Annotated in this window: 10 protein-coding genes; 8 read left to right on the top strand and 2 right to left on the bottom strand. The window is 58.9% G+C overall.

Translation table 11 applies throughout. From position 1 onward, the window contains the following. Positions 1 to 84: 84 nt before the first annotated feature. Together ACW9I6_RS25195 and ACW9I6_RS25190 are read right to left on the bottom strand one after the other, a co-directional pair. Complete coding sequence (locus ACW9I6_RS25195) at positions 85 to 723, bottom strand: TetR/AcrR family transcriptional regulator (RefSeq protein ID WP_003213896.1); 639 nt, start codon at positions 721 to 723, stop codon at positions 85 to 87. Between the two features lie 252 nt (positions 724 to 975). Continuing rightward, complete coding sequence (locus tag ACW9I6_RS25190; protein WP_003213894.1) at positions 976 to 2352, bottom strand: glutamine synthetase family protein; 1377 nt, start codon at positions 2350 to 2352, stop codon at positions 976 to 978. A gap of 278 nt (positions 2353 to 2630) precedes the next feature. On the opposite strand from ACW9I6_RS25190, the gene ACW9I6_RS25185 reads away from it, so the two are divergent. The 8 genes from ACW9I6_RS25185 (at position 2631) to ACW9I6_RS25150 (ending at position 11812) form a co-directional block, all read left to right on the top strand. After that, positions 2631 to 3410: a gamma-glutamyl-gamma-aminobutyrate hydrolase family protein gene (locus ACW9I6_RS25185; protein ID WP_003213893.1), complete on the top strand. Its 780-nt coding sequence runs from the start codon at positions 2631 to 2633 to the stop codon at positions 3408 to 3410. Between the two features lie 39 nt (positions 3411 to 3449). Further along, on the top strand, positions 3450 to 4808 hold the full coding sequence (locus ACW9I6_RS25180) for a glutamine synthetase family protein (RefSeq protein WP_177054904.1): 1359 nt from the start codon (positions 3450 to 3452) through the stop codon (positions 4806 to 4808). 58 nt (positions 4809 to 4866) lie between these two features. After that, on the top strand, positions 4867 to 6231 hold the full coding sequence (locus tag ACW9I6_RS25175) for an aspartate aminotransferase family protein (RefSeq protein ID WP_003213889.1): 1365 nt from the start codon (positions 4867 to 4869) through the stop codon (positions 6229 to 6231). Between the two features lie 207 nt (positions 6232 to 6438). Continuing rightward, positions 6439 to 7533, top strand: a complete 1095-nt coding sequence (locus tag ACW9I6_RS25170) for a polyamine ABC transporter substrate-binding protein (protein WP_003213887.1) — start codon at positions 6439 to 6441, stop codon at positions 7531 to 7533. 165 nt (positions 7534 to 7698) lie between these two features. Further along, positions 7699 to 8793 carry a polyamine ABC transporter substrate-binding protein gene (locus ACW9I6_RS25165; protein WP_003213885.1) on the top strand — a complete coding sequence of 365 codons (1095 nt, stop codon included), beginning with the start codon at positions 7699 to 7701 and terminating at the stop codon, positions 8791 to 8793. 75 nt (positions 8794 to 8868) lie between these two features. Beyond that, complete coding sequence (locus tag ACW9I6_RS25160; RefSeq protein WP_003195240.1) at positions 8869 to 10011, top strand: ABC transporter ATP-binding protein; 1143 nt, start codon at positions 8869 to 8871, stop codon at positions 10009 to 10011. After that, on the top strand, positions 10008 to 10928 hold the full coding sequence (locus ACW9I6_RS25155; protein ID WP_003213882.1) for an ABC transporter permease subunit: 921 nt from the start codon (positions 10008 to 10010) through the stop codon (positions 10926 to 10928). Before ACW9I6_RS25160 ends, ACW9I6_RS25155 begins: the two co-directional genes overlap by 4 nt. Continuing rightward, a complete protein-coding gene (locus ACW9I6_RS25150; protein ID WP_008438909.1) occupies positions 10925 to 11812 on the top strand; it encodes an ABC transporter permease subunit in 888 nt (295 codons plus the stop codon). Before ACW9I6_RS25155 ends, ACW9I6_RS25150 begins: the two co-directional genes overlap by 4 nt. The last annotated feature ends 99 nt before the right edge of the window (positions 11813 to 11911 follow it).

The raw sequence follows: 11911 nt of genomic DNA, 5'->3' as shown, positions 1-11911 counted from the left end.
CATTTGACCGAGTTCTACCTTTGGAATACGGTCGAATGTGGGAGCGGGCTTGCTCGCGAAGAGGCCCGGACAGGCAACAAAAAATCAGAGCGCAGCCACCCGCTTGGGCAAGAACGCCGGCAGATAAAGCCCCACATACGCATCAAACACCCGCATGCCTTCCTCGGCCATGCGCGGGGTGATTTGCCCATGCTGATGCACCGAGCGCGCGTAGACGCGGTCGCTCAGTTCCAGGGCCAGGGCAAACACGTCGACATCGGCGGGCAGGCTCGGCACCTCAAAGTGCCGGTTGAACACCTCAAACATCAGGTTTCCCAGCTCCAGGTCGTGCTGGCGGTCGGCCTGTGTCACTTCGGTCAACCCGTGCTGGGCCAGGATCAATTGGCGGGCGGCGGCGTCGTTGCTGTAGATGCTGAGCATGCGCTGCTCCACCACGCAGGACAGGTCGCGCCAGTGCTTGAGTGAATCATGATCGATGGGCGCCTGAATGGCCGCGCGAAAGGCCGCATGAACGTCAGCGGTCAGCGCCTCCAGCAACGCCGGCACGCTGGCGAAGAAGTGATACACCGATGACGGTGGAATCTGCGCCCGCTCGGCCACGCTGTAGATCGACAGGCTGGCCACGCCTTCGGCGGCCAGCAAGGTGCGGGCGGCATCGAGGATCGCGTCGATCCGGGCCTGGCTGCGGGCGCGGGGTTTGCGAGGAGTGGCAGGGCGATTCATTGAAGTCTCCTACAGGGCAGCGGGCATTGTACGCAGAGCCACTGGATGATCCATACCCTGTGGCGAGGGAGCTTGCTCCCGCTGGACTGCGCAGCAGGCCCAAGACCTGCACCTCGGTTCCGCCTGAAAGAACCCGGTGTTCTTATTGGGGCCGCTTCGCAGCCCGGCGGGAGCAGGCTCCCTCGCCACAACAGCCATAAAAAAACGCCGTAGGCCAAAGGCCTGCGGCGTTCTTTTTAGCCCGGCAACCGCTTATACGGTATGCAGGTACCAGTTGTACTCAAGGTCGGAGATGGAGTGTTCGAACTCCTCCAGCTCACTTTCCTTACAGGCGACGAAGATATCGATGTATTTAGGATCGATGTACTTGGCCATCACCTCGCTGTCGTCCAACTCGCGCAGGGCATCACGCAGGTTGTTCGGCAGGCTCTGTTCGTTCTGCTCGTAGCTGTTGCCTTCCACCGGTGCGCCAGGCTCGATCTTGTTGGTCAGGCCGTGATGCACGCCCGCCAATACCGAAGCCATCAGCAGGTAAGGGTTGGCATCAGCCCCGGCCACACGGTGTTCGATACGTACGGCGTCGGACGAGCCGGTCGGTACGCGAATCGCCACGGTGCGGTTATCCAGTCCCCAGCACGGCGAGTTCGGCACGTAGAACTGTGCGCCGAAACGACGGTAGGAGTTGACGTTAGGGCACAGGAACGCCATTTGGGCGGGTAGGGTCTCCAGCACACCGCCGATCGCGTGACGCAATGCGGCGTTCTGCTCGGGATCCTCGCTGGCAAAGATGTTCTTGCCGTCCTTGTCCAGGATCGAAATGTGCACGTGTAGGCCGTTGCCTGCCTGGCCCGGGTAAGGCTTGGCCATGAAGGTGGTGTCCATCTCATGGTCGTAGGCGATGTTCTTGATCAAGCGCTTGAGCAGTACCGCGTAGTCGCAGGCCTTTATAGGGTCGGCAACGTGGTGCAGGTTCACTTCGAACTGCGCCGGGGCACTTTCCTTGACGATGGCGTCGGCAGGGATGCCTTGCTCTTTTGCACCTTCCAGAATGTCCTGGAGGCAGTCGACGTATTCGTCGAGGTCGTCGATCAGGTAGACCTGTGTCGAGTGCGGGCGTTTGCCGGAGATCGGCGAGCGGGGCGGTTGTGGCCGGCCATTCACGTTCTCCTGGTCAATCAGGTAGAACTCCAGCTCGAATGCGGCGCAGATGGTCAGACCGAGGTCGTCAAATTTGCTTACAACTTGGCGGAGTACTTCGCGAGGATCGGCGAAGAAAGGTTCACCTTCGAGTTCGTGCATGGTCATCAGCAGTTGCGCGGTTGGGCGCTTTTGCCAGGGTTCATTGCACAGGGTGTCGGGGATTGGATAACAGATTCGGTCAGCATCACCGATGTCCAGACCCAGGCCGGTGCTTTCCACCGTTGAGCCGTTGATATCCAGGGCAAATAGAGAGGCAGGCAGGTTAATGCCCTTCTCGTAAACCTTGTGGAGGCTGGTGCGTTCGATGCGCTTGCCGCGCACCACACCATTCATATCCGCAATTAGAAGGTCTACGTACAGAACCTCAGGATGATCCTTAAGGAACGCGTTCGCTTCGTTAAGCTGAACGGCACGCGGGGGTACCGACATGATGCAACACCTTTGTTGTTAAAAATATCAATCATTGATCTCTTCGGGTTTCAGTCAACCCGAACGGCATGCCGAAGTCAAGCGAGGCCTTTTTTGCCCTAAAAAAGCGCCGTGAGGGCTTTTTTGGGGCTTTTTGGGGCAATTTTTTGGGATTGGGGCTCTTGGAACCAGCACGTTTGAGCGGGCCGTGTTGTATTTTTTACGGGGGTGTTGTGTAAAAAAATGAACAAGGCTAAGCTCGATTCAAACCCATAACAGCAATAATACCGGGGTGCTTCATGTCTCGCCTGCCGTTAATCGGCGTCACCGCCTGCTCCAAACAGGTCGGTCTGCATGCTTATCACATCAGTGGCGACAAATACGTCCGTGCAGTGGCCACCGCTGCCAAGGGCTTGCCGTTGATTATTCCGTCCCTGGCGGATCTGCTCGACCCGGCCAATATTCTTGACGGCCTGGACGGCATTCTATTTACCGGCTCACCTTCCAATATCGAACCCTTTCACTACGACGGTCCGGCCAGCGCGCCCGGGACTGCTCATGATTCTGCACGGGACCAAACCACCCTGCCGCTGCTGCGTGCAGCCATAGCGGCCGGCGTTCCGGTACTGGGGATTTGCCGTGGCTTTCAGGAAATGAACGTGGCGTTTGGCGGCAGCCTGCACCAGAAGGTTCATGAAGTGCCGGGCATGATGGATCACCGCGAAGACGACACCCAGCCGCTGGACATCCAGTACGGCCCGGCACATCCGGTAACCATCTCCCCGAATGGGGTATTGGCAAGCCTGGGCTTGCCGTCGACGATCCAGGTCAACTCGATCCATTCACAGGGCATTGATCGCCTGGCGGCCGGTTTCCAGGTCGAGGCCACAGCGCCGGATGGCCTGATCGAAGGCTTTTCAGTGCCCGCGGGCAAGGCTTTTGCTTTAGGAGTGCAATGGCACCCCGAATGGCAGGTAAGCTCTAACCCGCACTACCTCGCAATCTTCCAGGCATTTGGCAATGCCTGTCGAAAGCGGGTGATGCAACGCGACGCGGATGCTGCGTCAACTTACGCCTGACCTTTAATGGATGTCAGGAAACACAGCCCAGAGGCATTTATGAGTAACAACCTCGACCAGCTCACCGATTGGTTGAAAGACCACAAGATCACAGAAGTCGAATGCATGATTGGCGACCTCACCGGCATCACCCGGGGCAAGATCTCGCCGACCAACAAGTTCATCGCCGAAAAAGGCATGCGCCTGCCCGAAAGCGTTCTGTTGCAGACCGTGACCGGCGACTATGTCGAAGACGACATCTATTACGAATTGCTCGACCCGGCCGACATCGACATGATCTGCCGCCCGGACGAGAACGCGGTGTACCTCGTGCCCTGGGCCATAGAGCCTACGGCCCAGGTGATCCACGACACCTACGACAAGCAAGGCAACCCGATCGAGCTGTCGCCGCGCAACGTGCTCAAGAAAGTCCTCAAGCTCTATGCCGACAAGGGCTGGCAGCCCATCGTGGCGCCGGAGATGGAGTTCTACCTGACCAAACGCTGCGAAGACCCGGACTTCCCGCTGCAACCGCCGATTGGCCGCTCCGGTCGCCCGGAGACTGGCCGCCAGTCCTTCTCTATAGAAGCGGCCAACGAATTCGACCCGTTGTTCGAAGACGTCTACGACTGGTGCGAGCTGCAGGAGCTGGACCTCGACACGTTGATCCACGAAGACGGCACGGCGCAGATGGAAATCAACTTCCGTCACGGCGACGCACTGTCCCTGGCCGACCAGATCCTGGTGTTCAAGCGCACCATGCGCGAAGCGGCGCTCAAGCACGACGTGGCGGCCACCTTCATGGCCAAGCCCATGACCGGCGAGCCCGGCAGTGCAATGCACCTGCACCAGAGCATCATCGATATCGCCACCGGCAAGAACGTGTTCTCCAATGAAGACGGGACCAAGAGCGAGCTGTTCCTGCACCACATCGGCGGCCTGCAGAAATTCATCCCCGAGCTGTTGCCGCTGTTCGCGCCTAACGTCAACTCGTTCCGCCGCTTCCTGCCCGACACCTCGGCGCCGGTCAACGTGGAGTGGGGCGAAGAGAACCGCACCGTTGGCCTGCGGGTTCCGGACGCCGGCCCACAAAACCGTCGGGTGGAAAACCGCCTGCCCGGTGCCGACGCCAACCCGTACCTGGCGATTGCCGCCAGCTTGCTGTGTGGCTACATCGGCATGGTCGAAGGCATCAGCCCAAGCGCACCGGTGGTGGGCCGTGGTTACGAGCGCCGCAACCTGCGCCTGCCGCTGACCATCGAAGACGCCCTGGAGCGCATGGAAAACAGCAAGACCATCGAGAAATACCTGGGTCAAAAATTCATCACAGGCTACGTCGCGGTCAAGCGGGCCGAGCATGAAAACTTCAAGCGCGTGATCAGTTCGTGGGAGCGGGAATTCCTGCTCTTCGCCGTCTGATGCGCCGGGCGCGCCCTTCAAACGGCGCGTCCTCACCTGAAACATCTAGGAGATTGGTATGTCCAGCAACAACCCGCAAACCCGTGAATGGCAAGCCTTGAGCAGCGATCACCACCTGGCGCCGTTCAGCGACTTCAAGCAATTGAAAGAGAAAGGCCCACGGATCATCACCAAAGCCCACGGCGTTTACCTGTGGGACAGCGAAGGCAACAAGATTCTCGACGGCATGGCCGGCCTGTGGTGCGTGGCGATCGGTTACGGTCGCGATGAACTGGCTGATGCGGCCGCCAAGCAGATGAAAGAACTGCCTTACTACAACCTGTTCTTCCAGACCGCCCACCCGCCGGTGCTGGAACTGGCCAAAGCCATCTCCGATATCGCCCCGCAGGGCATGAACCACGTGTTCTTCACCGGCTCCGGCTCCGAAGGCAACGACACCATGCTGCGTATGGTCCGCCACTACTGGGCGATCAAAGGCCAGCCGAACAAGAAAACCATCATCAGCCGCAAGAATGGCTACCACGGTTCAACCGTGGCCGGCGCCAGCCTCGGCGGCATGACTTATATGCATGAACAAGGCGACTTGCCGATCCCGGGCATCGTCCACATCGCCCAGCCTTACTGGTTCGGCGAAGGCGGCGACATGAGCCCGGAAGAATTCGGCGTGTGGGCGGCCAACCAGTTGGAAGAGAAGATCCTGGAACTGGGCGTGGACAACGTCGGTGCCTTTATTGCCGAGCCGATCCAGGGTGCCGGTGGGGTGATCGTGCCGCCAGACAGCTACTGGCCGCGCATCAAGGAAATCCTCGCCAAGTACGACATCCTGTTCGTGGCTGACGAAGTGATCTGTGGGTTTGGCCGCACCGGTGAGTGGTTCGGTAGCGATTTCTACGGCCTCAAGCCCGACATGATGACCATCGCCAAGGGCCTGACCTCCGGCTACATCCCGATGGGCGGCCTGATCGTGCGCGACGAAGTGGTCGCCGTGCTGAACGAAGGCGGTGATTTCAACCACGGCTTCACCTATTCCGGTCACCCGGTGGCGGCAGCGGTAGCCCTGGAAAACATCCGCATCATGCGCGATGAACAAATTGTTAAGCACGTGCACGACGAAACGGCACCCTATTTGCAAAAGCGTTTGAGGGAACTGGCTGATCACCCGCTGGTGGGGGAAGTTCGCGGTGTGGGCATGCTCGGTGCCATCGAACTGGTTCAGGACAAGGCAACGCGCAAGCGTTATGAAGGCCGTGGTGTTGGCATGATCTGCCGCACGTTCTGCTTCGAGAATGGCCTGATCATGCGCGCCGTGGGCGACACCATGATCATTTCGCCACCGTTGGTGATCAGCAAGGCCGAGATAGACGAGTTGGTGACCAAGGCGCGGCACTGCCTGGACCTGACTTTGGCGGCATTGCAGGGCTAAATGCTAGGCTCAGAACGCAGCGCCTGTCGGGCGCTGCTTCTGGGGTGTTAGAAAAGCGGGGCATTGGTTGAAAGCCGGCCCCTGAACTTGCCAGACTGTCGCCCTGTTTTGTCGCCCTTAGACGGGCTGCGAAACACGTTGTAATTAAAGAACGAACGTGGCCCAAAAAAGAAAAAATTGGAGCATGACCGAATGAAGGCATTAGGTTTGAAGAACGCTGGCAAGACCCTCCTGGCCTTGTCCCTGATGGGGGCCATGGCAGGCGCGGCACACGCCGACGATAAAGTGCTGCACGTTTATAACTGGTCCGACTACATCGCACCGGACACCATCGCGAACTTTGAAAAAGAGTCCGGGATCAAGGTGGTCTATGACGTGTTCGACTCCAACGAAACCCTGGAAGCCAAGTTGTTGGCAGGCAAGTCCGGCTACGACATTGTCGTGCCGTCGAACAACTTCCTCGCCAAGCAGATCAAGGCCGGTGTTTACCAGGAACTGGACAAGTCCAAGCTGTCGAACTACGACAACCTGAACAAGTCCCTGCTTAAAGCCGTGTCCATCAGCGACCCGGACAACAAGCACGCCTTCCCGTACATGTGGGGCTCGATCGGCATCGGCTACAACCCGGAGAAGGTCAAGGCCGCACTGGGCATCGACAAGATCGACTCGTGGGACACCATCCTCAAGCCGGAAAACCTCGCCAAGCTCAAAGGCTGCGGTGTGAGCTTCCTCGATTCGCCAACCGAAATGCTGCCAGTGGCACTGCATTACCTGGGCCTGCCGACCGACACCCAGAAGAAGGAAGACCTCAAGCAAGCCGAGGCCCTGTTCCTCAAGCTGCGTCCTTCGATCGGCTACTTCCACTCGTCCAAGTACATTTCCGACCTGGCCAACGGCAACATCTGCGTAGCCGTGGGTTATTCGGGTGACGTGCAACAGGCCAAGTCCCGCGCGGCTGAAGCCGGTGGCAAGGTCAAGGTTGCCTATGACATTCCGAAAGAAGGTGCCGGCAGCTTCTATGACATGGTCGCCATCCCTAAAGATGCCGAGAACGTCGACGCTGCCTACAAGTTCATGAACTACCTGCTGAAGCCGGAAGTCATGGCGGGCATTACCAACAGCGTACGTTTCCCGAACGGTAACGAGAAAGCTACCGCGTTGGTCGACAAAGACATCACCAGCGACCCAGGCATTTATCCGCCAGCGGACGTGCAAGCCAAGCTGTATGCCATTGCTGACTTGCCGGCTGCTACTCAGCGGGAAATGACCCGCAGCTGGACAAAAATCAAATCGGGCAAGTAAAGCCGCTTTGATACCTGTTTTGCTAACTGCCGCGATGCGCGCGGTGGTTAGCGAAACAATTAAATGACAGAAAGTTTTGCCGGATCGGTTTATCGAGGGTAAGTTGCGCGCCGGTTTTGTTGCCGGGCAACAACTTCGGGCCCAACTATTTAAGAGGACCTCCACTTGCCAATTTCTTTATTTCGCAAAGCCTTGCTGGTGGGTGCAGGTATCACGCTGGCTGTCAGCGTGCAGGCCGCCCCGACTGTGCATATTTATAACTGGTCGGACTACATCGGCCCGGACACCCTGGCCAACTTTGAAAAGGCCACCGGCATCAAGCCGGTCTACGACGTGTTTGATTCCAACGAAACCCTGGAAGGCAAGTTGCTCGCCGGGCGTACCGGGTATGACGTGGTCGTGCCGTCGAACCACTTCCTCGGCAAGCAGATCAAGGCCGGCGCGTTCCAGAAGCTCGACAAGTCGCAACTGACCCACTACGCCAACCTCGACCCGGCGCTGCTCAAGCGCCTGGAAAAGAACGACCCGGGCAACCAGTACGCCGTGCCGTACCTGTGGGGCACCAACGGTATTGGCTACAACGTCGACAAGGTCAAGGAAGTATTGGGCGTCGACCATATCGACTCCTGGGCCGTGCTGTTCGAGCCGGAAAACATGAAGAAGCTGGCCACGTGCGGTGTGTCGTTCATGGACTCGGCGGATGAAATGCTGCCGGCGGTGCTCAACTACATGGGCCTCAACCCCAACAGCACCAACCCTGAAGACTACAAGAAGGCTGAAGAGAAACTCCTGAAAGTGCGTCCCTACGTGACCTACTTCCATTCTTCCAAATACATCTCGGACCTGGCCAACGGCAACATCTGCGTGGCGGCCGGCTTCTCCGGTGATGTGTTCCAGGCCAAGGCTCGTGCAGCCGAGGCGGGCAAGGGCGTGAACATCGCCTACGTGATTCCGAAAGAAGGCGGCAACCTGTGGTTCGACGTGCTGGCCATCCCCAAGGATGCCACCAACGTCAAAGAGGCCCTCGCCTTCATCAACTATTTGCTGAAACCTGAAGTGATCGCTCAGGTCAGTGATTACGTCGGTTACGCCAACCCTAACCCAGGGGCGGACAAACTGATGGAGCAATCGATACGCACCGACGAAGCGGTTTACCCACCGCAGGCGGTTCTCGACCGGACTTTTGTCAACTTCGAGCTACCCCCGAAAGTGCAACGTTTGATGACCCGTAGCTGGACCAAGGTCAAGACGGGCAAGTAAGGCTTAACGCTCAAACTATCCAAGGCTGGCCCGTATTGGGCGAGCTGCACTCTTTTTATTCTGGGAGTTTCGTAAATGGCAGTTGCCTCCGGCGCCTATAAGAAAGCCCTCGAGGGCGACCAGACACCGAAAAAGGTGCTGGTCAAAATCGACCGGGTCACGAAGAAGTTCGACGAGACGATTGCGGTGGACGATGTGTCCCTGGAAATCAAGAAAGGCGAAATCTTCGCCTTGCTCGGCGGATCGGGTTCGGGCAAATCCACCTTGCTGCGCATGCTCGCAGGCTTCGAGCGCCCAACGGAAGGACGCATTTACCTCGACGGTGTGGACATCACCGACATGCCGCCGTACGAGCGGCCGATCAACATGATGTTCCAGTCCTACGCCTTGTTTCCCCACATGACCGTGGCCCAGAACATCGCGTTTGGCCTGCAGCAGGACAAGATCCCCAAGGCCGAGGTCGACGCCCGCGTGGCCGAGATGCTCAAGCTGGTGCAGATGAGCCAGTACGCCAAGCGCAAGCCGCACCAGCTGTCTGGCGGCCAGCGTCAGCGGGTGGCGCTGGCGCGTTCCCTGGCCAAGCGTCCGAAACTGCTGCTGCTCGATGAGCCGATGGGCGCACTCGACAAGAAGCTGCGTTCGCAGATGCAACTGGAACTGGTGGAGATCATCGAGCGCGTGGGCGTGACCTGCGTGATGGTGACCCACGACCAGGAAGAGGCCATGACCATGGCCGAGCGCATCGCGATCATGCACCTGGGCTGGATCGCCCAGATCGGCAGCCCGATCGACATCTATGAAACGCCGACCAGCCGCCTGGTGTGCGAGTTCATCGGCAACGTCAACATCTTCGACACCCAGGTGGTGGACGACGCCGAAGGCCACGCGGTACTCAAGTGCCCGGACCTGGACCGCGATATCTACGTCGGCTACGGCATCGCCACCTCGGTGGAAGACAAGTCGGTGACCTACGCCATCCGCCCTGAAAAGCTGCTGGTGACCACCGAAATGCCGACCTGCGAGCACAACTGGTCCAGCGGCAAGGTGCATGACATCGCCTACCTCGGCGGCCATTCGGTGTTCTACGTCGAATTGCCGAGCGGCAAGCTGGTGCAATCCTTCGTGGCCAACGCCGAACGCCGTGGCCAGCGCCCTACCTGGGGCGACCAGGTGTACGTGTGGTGGGAAGACGACAGCGGCGTGGTACTTCGCTCATGAACATGAAGAAGTTCAAACGCCAGCTGCAACGAATAACCCCCGGTGGCCGGCATGTGGTCATCGGGATCCCTTTCCTCTGGTTGTTCCTGTTCTTCATGCTGCCGTTCTTCATCGTCTTGAAGATCAGCTTTGCCGAAGCCGACGTAGCGATCCCGCCTTACACCGAGATCTACACCTTCGTTGAACAGAAACTGCAGTTGGTGCTGAACCTGGCCAACTACGGGATGCTGGGCGATGACGAGTTGTACATCGCGGCGTACCTGGGCTCGCTGAAGATGGCGTTTTTCAGCACCATCCTCTGCCTGCTGATCGGCTACCCGATGGCCTACGCCATTGCCAGCGCACGCAAGGAAATCCAGACCGTGCTGGTGCTGCTGATCATGATGCCGACCTGGACTGCGATCCTGATCCGGGTCTATGCGTGGATGGGCATCCTCAGCAACAACGGGTTGCTCAACGGCTTCCTGATGTCCATCGGGTTGATCAACGAACCGCTGCAGATTCTCAACACCAACATTGCGGTGTATATCGGCGTGGTCTATTCGTACCTGCCGTTCATGATCCTGCCGCTGTACGCCAACCTGGTGAAGCACGACCAGAGCCTGCTGGAAGCCGCGTCGGACCTGGGTTCGAGCACCTTCAACAGCTTCTGGAAAATCACCGTGCCGCTGTCCAAGAACGGCATCATCGCCGGCTGCATGCTGGTGTTTATCCCGGTGGTGGGCGAGTTCGTGATCCCGGAACTGCTGGGCGGTCCGGAAACCCTGATGATCGGTAAAGTGTTGTGGCAAGAATTCTTCAACAACCGTGACTGGCCGGTGGCGTCTGCCCTGGCGGTGGTGATGCTGGCGATCCTGATCGTGCCGATCATCCTGTTCAACCGCAGCCAAGCCAAAGAGATGGAGGGCAAGATATGAAGCGCGTCAGTTTCTCAAGCTTCATGCTGGTGGCGGGGTTGCTGTTCATCTACCTGCCGATGCTGATCCTGGTGATCTACTCGTTCAACGAATCCAAACTGGTGACGGTGTGGGGCGGTTGGTCGATCAAGTGGTACGTCGGCCTGTTGGACAACACCCAGTTGATGGGCTCGGTCGGTCGCTCCCTGGAAATCGCCTGCTACACCGCGATTGCGGCGGTGGCACTCGGTACATTGGCGGCGTTCGTGCTGACGCGCATCAGCCAGTTCAAGGGCCGCACGCTGTTCGGCGGCCTGGTGACGGCGCCGCTGGTGATGCCGGAAGTGATCACCGGCCTGTCGCTGTTGCTGCTGTTCGTGGCCATGGCGCAGATGATCGGCTGGCCGCAGGAACGTGGCCTGGTGACCATCTGGATCGCCCACACCACGTTCTGTTCGGCGTATGTGGCGGTGGTGGTGTCGGCGCGCTTGCGTGAGCTGGACCTGTCGATTGAAGAGGCAGCCATGGACCTGGGTGCGCGGCCGTGGAAGGTGTTCTTCCTGATCACCATCCCGATGATCGCGCCTTCGCTGGCGGCGGGCGGCATGATGTCGTTCGCGCTGTCGCTGGATGACCTGGTGTTGGCCAGCTTCGTGTCGGGGCCGGGTTCGACCACGTTGCCGATGGAAGTATTCTCGGCGGTGCGCCTGGGGGTTAAACCCGAGATCAACGCCGTGGCCAGCCTGATTCTGTTGGCGGTGTCGATCGTGACCTTCCTGGTGTGGTTCTTCAGTCGTCGTGCGGAAGAGCACCGCAAGAAAGCGATCCAGCAGGCGATTGAAGAAGCGGCTGCGGATGGTTGGGAGAAGCCGGCGGATTCGCGTCGGGCTCCAGCACCGGTCTAATCAGGTAGCCCTGAAGAAACCGGATCAAAAATGTGGGAGCGGGCTTGCTCGCGAAAGCGCAGTGTCAGTCACCGGATGTATTGACTGATCCACTGCCTT

It is taken from the genome of Pseudomonas sp. SDO5522_S412, assembly GCF_054071215.1.
The sequence above is the reverse complement of the archived record's forward strand: the minus strand, read 5'-3'. Positions and strand labels throughout refer to the sequence as shown.

Bases quoted from the DNA above. Each gene is read 5' to 3' on its own strand.
- ACW9I6_RS25180 (WP_177054904.1), top strand. From the start codon at position 3,450: ATGAGTAACAACCTCGACCAGCTCACCGATTGGTTGAAAGACCACAAG.
- ACW9I6_RS25155 (WP_003213882.1), top strand. From the start codon at position 10,008: ATGAACATGAAGAAGTTCAAACGCCAGCTGCAACGAATAACCCCCGGT.
- ACW9I6_RS25185 (WP_003213893.1), top strand. From the start codon at position 2,631: ATGTCTCGCCTGCCGTTAATCGGCGTCACCGCCTGCTCCAAACAGGTC.
- ACW9I6_RS25175 (WP_003213889.1), top strand. From the start codon at position 4,867: ATGTCCAGCAACAACCCGCAAACCCGTGAATGGCAAGCCTTGAGCAGC.
- ACW9I6_RS25150 (WP_008438909.1), top strand. From the start codon at position 10,925: ATGAAGCGCGTCAGTTTCTCAAGCTTCATGCTGGTGGCGGGGTTGCTG.
- ACW9I6_RS25190 (WP_003213894.1), bottom strand. From the start codon at position 2,352: ATGTCGGTACCCCCGCGTGCCGTTCAGCTTAACGAAGCGAACGCGTTC.
- ACW9I6_RS25195 (WP_003213896.1), bottom strand. From the start codon at position 723: ATGAATCGCCCTGCCACTCCTCGCAAACCCCGCGCCCGCAGCCAGGCC.
- ACW9I6_RS25160 (WP_003195240.1), top strand. From the start codon at position 8,869: ATGGCAGTTGCCTCCGGCGCCTATAAGAAAGCCCTCGAGGGCGACCAG.